This is a genomic window from Stenotrophomonas sp. 28608_Sma (assembly GCF_056486185.1).
In genome coordinates this window covers 784,294-798,674 of the sequence record NZ_CM151308.1, presented here as the reverse complement: position 1 = coordinate 798,674, position 14,381 = coordinate 784,294, and the positions used below count along the sequence as shown (strand labels likewise).

The window sequence follows — 14,381 nt, the reverse complement described above, 5'->3', positions numbered from 1 at the left end:
ATGCGTGGCTGCCATCGCCGATGTCCGCGCCATCCACGCATGGCGTGGATCTACGGATCAATGCACGGCGCTGTGGTCGACCGCACCCGGCTGTGCTGCCGGCTGATGCCAGATCCGCTGCCACATCGCGGCCAACCGGCGTCCGACGTCGGCGCGTGCAGCCGGGCTGCTGTAATCCACCCGCACCTGCTCGGGCGTGATCGCCCGCCACTGCCCATCAGCCTGCTCGGCCACCGCGAAGTTGAAGGTGTAGTCCGGTTCCAGCCCCATACGCAGGTCGCTCAGCACCAGCCGGCCGTCCACCACCTGCGCACGCATGAAGCCACGATTGAACCACGTCAGCTGCTGCACCGCCGGGATGGCCTGCGCTTCGCGCAAGGCCTGCACGTTGGATGCGTGGCCTTCGAACCGCATCGGCCCGTGGTCGGCCACCAGCGAGCGGTCGCCCACCACGTAGCCGTTCGGCGTCATTGCCACCACGCGCCACAGCAGGGTGTTGAACGGCATCGGCACCGAGAAGCGCGGCGCATCGCCCAGGCCCATCGCCGCCAGGCTCTGCTGGGCAGCACGGTCGACCTGCGCCTTGGCGATCAGGCCCCAACCCAGGTAGGCACTGCTGACCAGCAACGCCACACCCAGCACCTTGCCAGCCCAGGGGCGGGCGCGACCAAACCAGGCCAGCACGCAGCCCAGCAGCAGCCATACCGTGTAGCCGAGATCGATGATGAAGACACTGGAACCCATGGTCGGGTGTGGGCGCAGCGGCCACCACAGCTGGGTGCCGTAGACGGTGAACGCATCCAGCATGGGATGGGTGACCAGCGCCAGCTGGATCGCCCAGAACCAGCGCACCGGTGACTGGGCGACGCGGCCATTGCCGAAGCGCTTGAACAACCACCAGATCAGTGCCGCCACCCAAGGCAGCACCAGCAGCGAGTGGCTGAAGCTGCGGTGCTCGATCATGTTCGCCACCGGGTCGGCGGCAGTGAAGCCGAGCCACAGGGCGTCGAGGTCCGGCAGGGTGCCGAGCGCGGCACCGGCCAGCAGGGCCGCACGGCGATGTCCGGGCGGGGCGATGGCAGCAGCGACGGCGCCGCCGAGCACGATCTGGGTCAGGGAATCCATGGGCCGATGCTAGCGGCTTGCGGGCGTGCCGTCTTGATGGCACAGCCGCTCGCGCTCTTTTGTAGAGTCGAGATCCTATGTTCGTGGTCAAGCCTGCTGGAAGCAGGCTTGACCCACCTTCAGCATGGCCGGATCGAAGTCCCGGCCGCTTTTGAAGACACCCCAGGCGATCCTGGCCAGCTTTCTGGCCAGGATGTTGAAGACGGCGGTGCTGGGGTGACCGCGTTTTGACAGCTCGTCGTAGAGCGGTTGCCCCTGGCGACACCGCTTGAGCCCCATTGCGGCCATGTAGAGCATCTGGCGCAGCACTGGCGCGCCCTGTTTGGACAGCCGACGCCGTCCCGTTCTGCCGCCAGACTCGTTAGGCCGGGGATCCAGGCCCGTGCAGGCGATCCACGCGTTGGCGTTGGCCAACGGCCAGCGCGTCATGTAGTAAATCAGGTGAGCGGCGACGGCAGGGCCGATACCAGGGATGGTCAACAGGCGCTTGTAGAGCGCGCCATGCTCTCCATCGCGACCCAAGCGCTGCAGTTCGCTTTCCAGCTCGGACAGCGTCCCAGCCAGAGCGCAGAACAGATCTGACAGCTCCCCGGGGGCACTTTTGCTTACCCCGAAGGATTGCTCCAGGCGCGCGCGTGTCTTTACCAGCGTCTGCCGCTTGCGCAGCAAATCGTGCATCTGCTGCTGCTCATCGGTACGCGGTACGTATTCACGCAGGCGATCGTTCTCCTTCTTCACGTACCGGGCGATCGCTTCGGCGTCCATGGCGTCCGTCTTGCCACGCGAGCCCGTCGCCCGGCCGTAGTGCTTGATCAGACGTGGATTGATCACATAGACAACGTGGCCTGCCTGGCCAGCCATCCGAGCCAACAACTCGTAGTACCGCCCCGTCGCCTCCATGCCAATCCGGCATCGCTGGGGCAAGGTGTTGAGCCACTGGGCTATGCCGGCCCGGGTGTTGGCGATCCTGTCGCCGGCCTTGCGGTCGGCCACTGCCGGTACGAACTCCTTGGAGTCCACGTCCACGCCAATATCGAGAGAATCAGACATTTGTACGGCTCCCAGCTATCTTTAAGGGGCTGGGGTGGTACCGCACCGACGTTAGCTTGCCTACATCGACGATCCCCTTTGGGGGCCGTACGATCCTTTATCGACGTTCGTGTGCGGGATGGGGATCGCTCGACTCGTCTGTCGGCTAGTATCCGCAGATGCATGCTTGACGGTCCCTCCACCCTGGCTCCTACATACCGCGTAGGAGCCGGGAGGAACATACAAGCCATGCTCGACTGCTGTACGCGGGGCAGTCTGAGAAGAGCAGTCGAGCATGGCTCGACTCTACAAGAGTGGGTCAAGCCGCTTGCTTGATGCGCGCGCCCGGCAGTTCCACCAGGGTCTGGCCATTGTGGTCAAGCAGGCGCAGCGCGCCATCATGGTCTTCGGCCAGCGCGGTCAGGCTCTCCACCCAGTCGCCGTCGTTGGCATAGACCAGGCCATCGCGCTCGATCAGCGCGGCGCGGTGGATGTGGCCACAGACGATGCCATCCAGTCCGCGCCGCCGCACGTCGTCCAGCCCGGCCTGCACGAAGCGTTCGATGTAGCGTTCGGCCGCACCGCTGCGCTTCTTCAGGAACTCCGACAGCGACCAGTAGCGCATCCCCAGCAGCCGCCGCACCGCATTCAACGCCTGGTTGCCGGTCAGGATGCGGTAGTACAGCCAGTCACCGAACTTTTCCTGCAGGCCACCGAAGTGGGTCACGCCGTCGTACTCGTCCCCATGCGCAACGAGCAGGCGACGGCCATCGGCGGTCACATGGATGGCGCGGCGGCGCACCTGCATCGCTGGGAGCATCAGCCCGCACACGTGGCGCAGTGACGCGTCATGGTTGCCGGGGATGTAGACGATCTCGGTCCCGGCACGGCGCAGCGCGTGCAGGGCCTGGATGACTTCGCTATGCGACTGGCGCCAGTTGGCGCGGCGATGCGCCATCCACCACAGGTCGATGATGTCGCCCACCAGGTACAACCGTTCGCAGCGCAGCTGCGAGAGGAACCGCGCCAGCTCGGTGGCATGGCAATGACGTGACCCCAGGTGCACGTCGGAGACGAACACTGCGCGCCGGTGCGGCGACAGGTTCGCCAGCGCGCTCATGCCGGCGCCCCCGCGTCGCGCAGGTAGCGTTTGCGCTTGTTCGGCCTGATCGCGCACAGGTCCACTTCAATCAGGCCGTCGATCGAATCACTGAAGTCCGGGTCGACACCGAAGGCAAGGAAACGGGCGCCACCGGGTTCGCACAGATCGGTGTACTGGCGATACAGCGTCGGCACGCCGGTGCCGAGTGCGGCCAGGTTGGCCTTGAGCACATCGAACGCGGCACCTGCATCCAGCTCGCCGAAACTTGGCGGCGCGGCGAAGTACTGGAACGGGCGGTTCGATTCGGCCAGGCCGGCGGTACCGCTGTAGTAGCGCTGGTAGTACGCCACCAGCTGCTCGCGTGCATCGCGTGGCAGCGCTGCGCTGATCGACACGGCGCCGAACAGGTAGCGGATGCCGGGCCGGCACTGCAGGTAGGCACCGATGCCCTGCCACAGGTAGTCCAGGCTGCGGCTGCCCCAGTAATCAGGCACCACGAAGCTGCGGCCCAGTTCCAGGCCTTCGGCGATGTGGGTGATGGCGTCGTCGGAATAGCGGAACAGCGACGCGCTGTAGAGCCCGGACAGGCCGTGCCGGGCCAGCGCGTGGGCACCACGCATGATCCGGTAGGCGCCGGCGATGCGCTGCGCGGCCGCGTCCCAGATCACGATGTGTTCGTACCGCGGATCGTAATCGTCCAGATCGCGGCTGCGCCCGGTGCCCTCGCCTACCTGGCGGAAGGTCAGCTCGCGCAGACGCCCCAGCTCCAGCAGCAGCGGCGAATCGGCGGTACAGGTCGCCAGCAGGATCTGCTTGCCGTCGGCGGTCTGGCCCAGCTGGGTCGCCGCGGCGATGCCTGCGGCCACCTGTGAAGGCGGCACCGGGGACGCCAGCGGCTCGGGGCCTGCTACAGCAGCTGCATCGCCCGCGGCCCCATTACGGCCCAGCGCATACAGCGCGCGGCGCACCGCCAGCAGCTGTGCGCCCGGGTCGCCGCCCTTGCCCAGCTGCATCGGCTCACCGATGCGCAGCCGCAGCGGACGGCCACGACGGGTGAACATCTCGCGCGCCAGCAGCGCGGTGCCCGCCGGCTTGAACAGGGTCGAGGCGCCGTAGAACAGCGCCGAGTTGCGCGCCTCCACACGCACCGGCAGCACCGGCGCGCCAGCGGCACGGGCAAAGCGGACGAAACCGCGCTGCCAGCGACCATCACGGATGCCGCGCAGCGACAGCCGCGAGACCTCGCCGGCCGGGAACACGATCACGCACTGCTCGGCGGCCAGCGCCTCTTCGACGGCATGCAGGCTGCCACGCTGGGCCTTGCCACCGAGGATGCGTACCGGCAGCAGCAGGTCCTGCAGTGGCGCGATTGCCCCCAACAGGTCGTTGGCCACGATCCGCACGTCACGGCGGATGCGGCCGACCGCGTCCAGCAGAGCGAGGGCATCCAGTGCCCCGGAGGGATGGTTGGCGACGATCAGCAGGCGGCCGGTGGCCGGGATCCTGGCCAGCGCGGCCGGATCCACCTGGTACTGGCCGTCGATGAACTCCAGGCCGGCGGCGACGAAGCCGAAGCCACGCAGGCCTGAGCTGCGCTGCAGGAAGGCTTCGATCTGGTCCAGCCGCGACCAGCGACCGACGCTGCGCAGCAGTGGTCGCGCCAGTTGGCCCCGGCGGCCATGGAACCAATCGGGGAAGCGTTGCTGGAGACGCTGTTCAAGTTCCTGCATGGCGGATCCACTCATGCCCGGCGGCCGGATTGGCCGACAGCCTGCGCCCGGCAGGCGGCAGCCAGATGGCGGTTTTTGGGCAGAACGATGACGGCCGCACAGCCGCTGCCGGGCGTTGTGGCCCGCGCAGTCGGGGCCGGTAGCCGCCCGCTGCGTTGTCACGCTGGTGGAACACTGGACCTCGAGGCTGAGCCCCAATCCCGGCCGGACGGCCCCTGCCGGGGCTACGCGGGCTTAACCACCGGCAACCGGTACAGGTTCACAATGCACAGGCGGCGCACCCCGTGTATCATTCGCGCCCATCTTTCCATCCGAATCAAGGGATATTACGCCTGATGTCCAGCTATCTCTTCACCTCCGAGTCGGTCTCCGAAGGCCATCCGGACAAGGTTGCCGACCAGATCTCCGATGCGGTGCTGGACGCGATCCTGACCCAGGACCAGCGCGCCCGCGTGGCCTGCGAGACCATGGTCAAGACCGGTGTTGCCATTGTGGCCGGTGAGATCACCACCAGCGCCTGGATCGACCTGGAAGCGCTGACCCGCAAGGTCATCACGGACATCGGCTATGACAGCTCCGACGTCGGCTTCGACGGCGCCACCTGTGGCGTGCTGAACCTGATCGGCAAGCAGTCGCCGCACATCGCCCAGGGCGTGGATCGCAAGAAGCCGGAAGAAATGGGCGCTGGCGACCAGGGCCTGATGTTCGGCTATGCCACCAACGAGACCGACAGCTACATGCCGGCCGCGATCCACCTGTCGCACCGCCTGGTCGAGCAGCAGGCCAAGATCCGCAAGAAGAAGAACTCGCCGCTGTCGTGGCTGCGCCCGGACGCCAAGAGCCAGGTCACCCTGCGCTATGAAAACGGCGTGGTCTCGGCCATCGACGCCGTGGTCCTGTCGACCCAGCACGCCCCGGGCATCAAGCAGAAGGACCTCATCGAGGCCGTCCGCGAAGAGATCATCAAGCCGGTGCTGCCGGCCAAGTGGCTGCACAAGGGCACCAAGTTCCACATCAACCCGACCGGCAAGTTCGAGATCGGCGGCCCGGTGGGCGACTGCGGCCTGACTGGCCGCAAGATCATCGTCGATACCTACGGCGGCTGGGCCCGTCACGGTGGTGGCGCCTTCTCCGGCAAGGACCCGTCCAAGGTCGACCGTTCGGCAGCCTACGCGGCCCGCTACGTGGCCAAGAACGTGGTTGCCGCCGGCCTGGCCGACCGTTGCGAAGTGCAGGTCTCCTACGCCATCGGCGTGGCTGAGCCGACCTCGATCTCGGTCACCACCTTCGGCACCGGCAAGATCAGCGACGACAAGATCGAGAAGCTGATCCGCAAGCACTTCGACCTGCGCCCGTACGGCATCATCAAGATGCTGGACCTGGTGCACCCGATGTACCAGCAGACTGCGGCCTATGGCCACTTCGGCCGCAAGCCGAAGGAGTTCAGCTACCTCAACGGCGAAGGCGAGACCGTCAACGCCACGGCCTTCTCCTGGGAGAAGACCGACCGCGCTGCCGCCCTGCGCGCCGATGCGAAGCTGAAGTAAGAAACACGAAGGGCCGCTCACGCGGCCCTTCTGCTTCTGGTAGAGCCGGCCGCTGGCCGGCTTTTTCATGGCCTCCGGAAACAATCGCGTGGTTGCCGGCCAGCGGCCGGCACTACCGGTTGCCGATACAATCGCCCCATGTCGACCGAACTCAAAACCCACCAGCTGTCCATGACCGTGCTGATGTCGCCGGAGATGGCCAATTTCTCCGGCAAGGTCCACGGCGGCGCCATCCTGCGCCTGCTCGACCAGGTCGCCTACGCCTGCGCCAGCCGTTACGCCGGCAGCTACGTGGTCACCCTGTCGGTGGACCAGGTGATGTTCCGCCAGCCCATCGCGGTGGGCGAGCTGGTCACCTTCCTGGCCTCGGTGAATTACACCGGCACCTCGTCGATGGAGATCGGCATCAAGGTGGTGGCCGAGGACATCCTCAAGCGCAGCGTGCGCCACGCCAACAGCTGTTTCTTCACCATGGTGGCCGTGGACGAGGAAGGCCGGCCGACGCCGGTGCCGTCGTTGCAGCCGGTCACGTCGGACGAGAAGCGCCGCCAGGCAGCCGCATTGATCCGCCGCCAACTGCGCCAGGAAATGGAGCAGCGCCATCTGGAACTGCTGGCGTCGAACCCGCCGTCGCCGGAAGAGTGAGGTAGCGCCGGCCGCTGGCCGGCAACCTCGCGCGTGCTGCCAGACATCATGAGGTTGCCGGCCAGCGGCCGGCACTACCATTTCGAATTCGCCGGGCCACGCCCGGCGGATGCATTTCACCCGGTGTTCTGCACACCCTGCGAAACACCGTTCACGCAGGCCACCAGCGCGCGCAGCAGCTCGTCATCCTCGCGCCCGCTTTCGCGCCAACGCTGCAGCAGATCCACCTGCAGCACGCTGATCGGATCGACATAGGGATTGCGCAGACGGATCGACAGCGACAGCCGCGCATCGTGGTCGAGCAGCGTCTGCTGGTCCATCAGCGCCAGCAGCCAGTGCCGGGTCAGTTCCAGTTCGCGCTGTACCTGCGGGAAGAAGCGCCCGTGCAGGTCGCCCGACAACAGCGAGAACTGCTCGGCAATGGTGATATCCCCCTTGGACAGCACCATCGCGATGTCGTCCAGGAAGGTACGGAAGAACGGCCAGTCACGTGCCATCTCGCGCAGGGTCTGCTCGTGACCAGCATCGACCGCCGCCTGCAGTCCGCTGCCCACGCCATACCAGCCGGGAATGACGGCACGCGCCTGGCTCCAGGCGAACACCCACGGAATCGCACGCAGGTTGCCCAGTGCTGCGTCCTGACCGAGCCGGCGCGACGGACGCGAACCCAGCGTCATCCGCTCGATCACGTCGATCGGCGTGGCCGTGCGGAAGTAGTCCATGAAGCCAGACTGGCCGACGAAGGTGCGGTAGACCTCGCTGCTGGAGCCGGCGACCACATCCATCACCGGCCGCCAGTCATCCTCGCGCGGCTCCGCTGCACGCGGGCGCAGGCTGGCGCGCAGCACCGCACCCGTGGCCTGTTCCAGCGAGCGCAGGGCCAATGCACGGATGCCGTACTTGCGGTGGATCACCTCGCCCTGCTCGGTCACCCGCAGGCGGCCATCGATGCTCCCGCGCGGCGAGGCGTCGACCGCATGCGTGGTCTTGCCACCACCACGGCTGATCGAACCGCCACGGCCATGGAAGAAGGTCAGGCGGATGCCCGCCTCGGCCGCCACTTCCATCAGTTCCACCTGTGCACGTTGCAGGCCCCAGCGTGAGGCAGCGATGCCTCCGTCCTTGCTGCTGTCCGAGTACCCCAGCATCACCATCTGCACGTCATCGCGTGCACGCAGATGCGCACGGTACACCGGGTCGGCCAGCAGGTCGCGCAGGGTCGCGGTGCCACGCTTGAGGTCGTCCACGGTTTCGAACAATGGCGCAATATCCAGCGGCACCGCCCCGCCCGCTTCCACCAGGCCGCCACGGCGTGCCAGCGCAAGCACGGCCAGCACGTCACTGCGGTCGTGTGCCATCGAGATGATGTAGCTGCCCAGCGCATCGCCACCATGGCGCACACGCGCATCGGCCAACGCCGCAAATACCGCATCCAGACGCTGGTTGCCTTCGTCGTCGCCCTTCGGCAACGGCGCGTCACCACTGGCATGCGGCGCCAGCAGACGCGCACGCCCCACGGTATCGAGACTGTCCCACGCTGCGTCGCCGCCCAGCACGGTGGCCAGCGCGCGCGCATGCACGCTCGATTCCTGGCGCACGTCCAACCGTGCCAGGTGGAAGCCGAAGGTCTTCACCCGCCACAGCAGGCGCTGTACGGCGAAGCCACCGGCATGTTCGCCGCGGTTGGCGCGCAGGCTGTCGAGGATCAACTGCAGGTCCTCGATCAGTTCATCAGGGCCGGCGTAGGCGCCTTCGCCGTCATCCAGCGTGGCCTGCAGGCGTGCACGCATGCGGTCATTGAGCAGGCGGTAGGGCATGTCGGCATGGCGCGGGCGCGACTGCACCTGCGGCAGCAACTGGTGGTACTGCGCCACGCGCGCCTGCAGTGCATCGCTTACGCCCACCCGCTCGGTGGACTGGCTGAGCAGGCTGGCCAGCTGCAGCAGTTCCTTCTGGTAACGGCCCAGTACCGCCTGCCGCTGCGCATCCAGCGTATTGCGGATGGTATGGGCATCCACGTTCGGGTTGCCGTCCATGTCGCCGCCCACCCAGGTACCGAAACGCAGCAGGCGCGGCAGCGGCAGTTCTTCGCCATAGGTATCGCGCAACGCCTGCTGCAGCGATTCGTACAGCACCGGAATCACCCGGTACAGCACCTGCACCAGATAGAAGCCGACGTGCTCGCGCTCGTCATCCACGGTGGGCCGCACCGGTGAGGAATCGGTGGTCTGCCACGACGCGGTGAGCGCCATGCGGAAGCGCGCGGCATCGGCGGCGGCCTCACCCGGGGTGCGCTGGCCGTCGAGGTTGTCGACCAGGCTGGCCACCATCAACTGCTCTTTTTCCAGCAGCGCGCGGCGTACCGCTTCGGTCGGGTGTGCGGTGAACACCGGTTCAATGTCGATGCGTGGCAGCCACTGCGCCAGCTCGTCCAGGCCCACACCCTGCGCCTTCAGGTGCTGCAGTGCATCCTGCAGGCCATCGGGCTGCGCCCCTGCGGTACCGGCGCGCTGGTAGTCACGGCGACGGCGGATGCGATGCACGCGCTCGGCGATGTTGACCACCTGGAAGTAGGTGCTGAAGGCCCGCACCATGGTTTCGGCCTGCTGCGGCGTGCGCCCGGCCAGGCCATCGGCCAGCTCCGACAACGGCGCCTGGTTCTCGCGGCGGGCGATGGCGCGGGTGCGCACGTCTTCCACATCGTCGAGGAAGGCGGCGGAGACCTGTTCAACCAGCAGGTCGCCAACCAGCGCGCCGAGCCGGCGCACATCATCGCGAAGCGGAAGATCGGGGGAAGCAAACTCGATGCTGCTGCGGTACTCGTTCATCGGCGACGCACAGGCCTCGGTCATCGGATCCAGACCCCAAGCCTATCCCAGAACGGGCATCGTGCTGCGTTGCAAAAATGGTTTCATCTGGTAGTGCCGGCCGCTGGCCGGCAACCTCAGGTCGCGTAGGTCCATGAGGTTGCCGGCCAGCGGCCGGCACTACCGGGTCACGTCAGCGCTTCTTCTTCGCCTTGCCCTGCTCGGCCGGGCCGATGGTCTGTTCCAGCCAGCGCTCGCTTTCGGCCAGCATGGTCATGATCGACTCGCGTGCACGGTAGGCATGCGATTCGTTCGGCAGCATCACCAGGCGCGCGGTACCACCCAGGCCCTTCACTGCGGCGAACATGCGCTCGCTCTGCATCGGGAACGTGCCGGAGTTGTTGTCGTCCACGCCGTGGATGAAGAGGATCGGATCCTTGATCCTGTCGGCGTAGTTGAACGGCGCCATCTTCTGGTAGACGTCCTGCGCCTGCCAGTAGTTGCGCTCCTCGGCCTGGAAGCCGAACGGCGTAAGCGTGCGGTTGTAGGCGCCGCTGCGCGCGATGCCCGCCTTGAACAGGCGCGTATGCGCCAGCAGGTTGGCGGTCATGAACGCACCGTAGGAATGGCCACCAATGGCGATGTGATCGCGATCGGTCACGCCACGGCGCACCACTTCATCCACGGCTGCCTGCGCGTTGGCCACCAACTGTTCGATGTAGGTGTCGTTCGGCTCCTTGTCGCCCTCGCCGATGATCGGCATCGACGGGCTGGCCAGCACCACATACCCCTTGGCCAGGAACGCCTGCGGGCCCCAGTAGCTGACCGAATTGAAGCGGTACGGCGAATCGGTCACCTGGCTGGCCGCAGCCGCACTCTTGAACTCGCCCGGGTAGGCCCACATCAGCAGCGGCCGCGGGCCGTCGCGCTTCGGGTCGTAGCCCGGCGGCAGCAGCAGGGTCGCGGTCAGGTCGACGCCATCCTTGCGCTTGTAGCGGATCTGCTCCTTCTGCACGCCCTTCAACTGCGGCAGCGGATGCGCGAAGTGAGTCAGCGCACGCGGTGCAGCACCGGCATCGGCCAGCGACTGCACGTAGAAGTTGGCCGGCTCATCCGGGCTCTCGCGGCTCAGCAGCAGCGAGCTGGCCTGGTTGTCCAGCAACGCCACCGGCAGCGCATAGCTCGGCGCCTGCGAGTGGAACAGGCGGGTGGCCTTGCCCGTGGCAACGTCGAAGCGGTCCACGAACGGACGATCGCCTTCCGGCGATGCACCGGCACCGGCCAGATACAGGCTGCTGCCATCGGCGCTGGTCTGCAGCAGCGAGCGCCCGCGGTCGTCGCTGGACAACAGCGGCCGGCCCGGATCGGAATAGCGGTCCTGCCCGTCGCGATCCCACAGCAGGCGCGGCTCGGCTCCGGCATTGTCCGGGGCGATCAGCCAGGTCCTGGTCTTGCGCGTCTTCCACCACGACTCGGTCAGCAGGGCCAGGTCGCCACGGCCCCAGTTGATGCCCACCAGACGGCTGCCGAGCTGGGCCAACGTGACCGGCGGCTTGTCGAACGGCGCAGCCTGCATCAGCACCGCATCGCGCACCTTGGCCTCCCTGTTCGGGTCGCCGCCGTCCTGGGCTTCGGCCCAGACCAGCGTGGCATCGGCATCACCACGCCAGCTGATATCGCGCACGCCGGTCACTTCAGCGTCGTTGCCGGTCGGCAAACCTTCCACCAGCGGACGCACGGCCACGGTGTGCACCAGCTTGCCGCTGGCACGGTCGATCACTTCAATGCGGCGCGGGAAACTGCTCACCGGCACCACGTAGGAATACGGCCGCTGCACCGGCTGGCGCAGCACGAAGCGGCCATCCGGCGACACCGCAAAGCCCATGAAGATGCCAGCTGCGCCGATCGCGCGGGTGTTGCCATCCAGGCTGACTTCCATCGGCTGGGTGGTGGCGTAGTAATCGAACTGGCGCGCGTCGGCCTCGTTCTTCAGCAGGTCCTGGTAGGTACGGATCGACACCACGCCGCCGCCCTGGCTGGTCTGCTGCACGGCCGGGCCGGTCGGAATGCCGTCGGCGGCCGGGGCCGCACCAAGGTTGGCCGGACGGGTGAACACCACCAGGCCGCGGCTGTCCGGCAGCCACTGGTAGCCACTGCCGATCACCGTGTTCAGGCCGGCGACCAGACGACGGGCGCTGCCGCCGGCCACATCCACCAGCCACAGTTCATTGGCGCCGCTGGCGGCGTCGACCTGGTTGAAGGCCAGCCACTTCTGGTCCGGCGACCACATCACGCTGGCGATCGACAGCGTGGCCGGCAGGCCGCTGATCTGCCGTTCCTTGCCGTCGGCCACGTTCATCAGCCACAGCTTCTCGCCGAAGCTGAAGCGGCTGTCGGAGAAGGTGCGCGGGTTGATGCGCAGGCCGGCCAGCTTCAGTTCCGGCTGCGCCACCACCTGGATCGACGGCAGCGACGGCATCTGCATCATCGCGGCGACATCGCGGCGTGGCGACAGGTACAGCGAGGGCGCGCGCGGCGCGTCCACCACCGCCTGCAGCGCCGCCGACGGCAGTTCGTAGCCGTTGACGCCCTGGGCCTGTACCTGGGCGGGCTGCGGGGACGCGGCCCAGGCCAGCGGAGCCACCGCCAGCAGTCCCATCGACAGGACCAGGCCGGTCCAGCGCCGTGTGCGGCGCGCGTGCATGCTCATCGTTCCACCTGTGTGATGCGTGAAAACACCGACCTTAACAGGCCGTGCACGTGATCCCACCTGCCGATGGTTGGGTCATCCGGATGTCACGCCGGGGCCGCGATATAATGGGGGTTCTCCCCTGCCGAGGGGCGCTGCGACCGGATCCCATGAGGCCCGGCCAGGCTCGGTAAGGTGGCTTTGTAACAACGGCGCCCGGCTAGATGCGAGCACCCGCTCGCCCACAACCGGAGCACACGAATGAACGCTGTTGCCAAGACCTTCTCCACCGAAGGTGATTACAAGATCCGCGACATCACGCTGGCCGACTGGGGCCGCAAGGAACTGGACATCGCCGAGCACGAAATGCCGGGCCTGATGTCGATCCGCCGCAAGTACCAGGCCGAGCTGCCGCTGAAGGGCGTGCGCGTGACCGGCTCGCTGCACATGACCATCCAGACCGCGGTGCTGATCGAGACCCTGAAGGACATCGGTGCCGACGTGCGCTGGGCCTCGTGCAACATCTTCTCGACCCAGGACCACGCCGCTGCCGCCATTGCCGCCACCGGCACCCCGGTGTTCGCCTGGAAGGGCGAGACCCTGGAAGAGTACTGGGACTGCACCCTGGACGCGCTGACCTTCACCCTGGCCGACGGCACCCTGACCGGCCCGGAGCTGGTGGTCGACGACGGCGGTGACGTGACCCTGCTGATCCACAAGGGCTACGAGCTGGAAAACGGCAGCGACTGGGTCAACACCGCCTCTGCCTCGCACGAAGAACAGGTCATCAAGAACCTGCTCAAGCGCGTCGCCAAGGAGCGCCCGGGTTACTGGGGCCGCGTGGTCAAGGACTGGAAGGGCGTCTCCGAAGAGACCACCACCGGCGTGCACCGCCTGTACCAGCTGGCCCAGGCCGGCACCCTGCTGATCCCGGCGATCAACGTCAACGACTCGGTCACCAAGAGCAAGTTCGACAACCTGTACGGCTGCCGCGAGTCGCTGGCCGATGGCCTGAAGCGCGCGATGGACGTGATGCTGGCCGGCAAGGTGGCCGTGGTCTGCGGCTACGGCGACGTCGGCAAGGGCTGCGCGGCCTCGCTGCGTGCCTACGGCGCGCGCGTCATCGTCACCGAGATCGACCCGATCTGCGCCCTGCAGGCGGCGATGGAAGGCTATGAAGTCAACACCATCGAATCGACCCTGGGCCGTGCCGACCTGTACGTTACCACCACCGGCAACAAGGACATCATCCGCATCGAGCACCTGAGCGCGATGAAGGACCAGGCCATCGTCTGCAACATCGGCCACTTCGACAACGAGATCCAGGTCGATGCGCTGGTGTCGTTCGCCGGCATCAAGCACGTCAACATCAAGCCGCAGGTGGACAAGTACATCTTCCCGAACGGCAACGCGATCTTCCTGCTGGCCGAAGGCCGCCTGGTGAACCTGGGCTGCGCCACCGGCCACCCGAGCTTCGTGATGTCCAACAGCTTCGCCAACCAGACCCTGGCACAGATCGACCTGTGGGCGAACAAGGACAGCTACGAGAAGAAGGTCTACCTGCTGCCGAAGAAGCTGGACGAAGAAGTGGCCCGCCTGCACCTGGAAAAGATCGGCGTGAAGCTGACCACCCTGAGCCAGGAACAGGCCGACTACATCGGCGTGCCGGTGGAAGGCCCGTTCAAGCCGGACCACTACCGCTACTGA

9 protein-coding genes and 1 riboswitch are annotated in these 14,381 nt (G+C 66.9%); of the genes, 3 read left to right on the top strand and 6 right to left on the bottom strand.

Annotated elements, in window-relative coordinates:
• Positions 1 to 57 precede the first annotated feature (57 nt).
• The 4 genes from ACZLHH_RS03515 to olsF all read right to left on the bottom strand — a co-directional run bounded on the left by ACZLHH_RS03515 (position 58) and on the right by olsF (position 4,986).
• Entirely contained in the window at positions 58 to 1,125 is a 1,068-nt protein-coding gene (locus tag ACZLHH_RS03515; protein WP_049461582.1) for a metal-dependent hydrolase, read from the bottom strand.
• Between the two features lie 87 nt (positions 1,126 to 1,212).
• Positions 1,213 to 2,175, bottom strand: a complete 963-nt coding sequence (locus tag ACZLHH_RS03510; protein WP_228355044.1) for an IS110 family transposase — start codon at positions 2,173 to 2,175, stop codon at positions 1,213 to 1,215.
• Positions 2,176 to 2,473: 298 nt separating this feature from the next.
• A complete protein-coding gene (locus tag ACZLHH_RS03505; protein WP_032129692.1) occupies positions 2,474 to 3,274 on the bottom strand; it encodes a UDP-2,3-diacylglucosamine diphosphatase in 801 nt (266 codons plus the stop codon).
• Positions 3,271 to 4,986, bottom strand: a complete 1,716-nt coding sequence (gene olsF, locus ACZLHH_RS03500) for a bifunctional ornithine lipid synthase OlsF (protein WP_049461607.1) — start codon at positions 4,984 to 4,986, stop codon at positions 3,271 to 3,273. Before olsF ends, ACZLHH_RS03505 begins: the two co-directional genes overlap by 4 nt.
• Before the next feature lie 335 nt (positions 4,987 to 5,321).
• Between olsF and metK the strand changes: the two genes are divergently transcribed.
• Together metK and ACZLHH_RS03490 are read left to right on the top strand one after the other, a co-directional pair.
• Positions 5,322 to 6,533 carry a methionine adenosyltransferase gene (gene metK / locus ACZLHH_RS03495; RefSeq protein WP_010481882.1) on the top strand — a complete coding sequence of 404 codons (1,212 nt, stop codon included), beginning with the start codon at positions 5,322 to 5,324 and terminating at the stop codon, positions 6,531 to 6,533.
• 138 nt (positions 6,534 to 6,671) lie between these two features.
• Positions 6,672 to 7,178, top strand: coding sequence for an acyl-CoA thioesterase (locus ACZLHH_RS03490; protein ID WP_049399791.1), 507 nt, complete (start codon positions 6,672 to 6,674; stop codon positions 7,176 to 7,178).
• Positions 7,179 to 7,294: 116 nt separating this feature from the next.
• On the opposite strand, the gene ppc is transcribed toward ACZLHH_RS03490, so the two are convergent.
• A complete protein-coding gene (gene ppc / locus ACZLHH_RS03485; protein ID WP_049461628.1) occupies positions 7,295 to 10,006 on the bottom strand; it encodes a phosphoenolpyruvate carboxylase in 2,712 nt (903 codons plus the stop codon).
• A 172-nt stretch (positions 10,007 to 10,178) separates the two neighbouring features.
• A complete protein-coding gene (locus ACZLHH_RS03480; RefSeq protein WP_049461608.1) occupies positions 10,179 to 12,695 on the bottom strand; it encodes a S9 family peptidase in 2,517 nt (838 codons plus the stop codon).
• Positions 12,696 to 12,815: 120 nt separating this feature from the next.
• A riboswitch (S-adenosyl-L-homocysteine riboswitch) is annotated at positions 12,816 to 12,899 on the top strand.
• Positions 12,900 to 12,935: 36 nt separating this feature from the next.
• Here ACZLHH_RS03480 and ahcY point away from each other — a divergent pair.
• Complete coding sequence (ahcY, locus tag ACZLHH_RS03475) at positions 12,936 to 14,381, top strand: adenosylhomocysteinase (RefSeq protein WP_014036003.1); 1,446 nt, start codon at positions 12,936 to 12,938, stop codon at positions 14,379 to 14,381.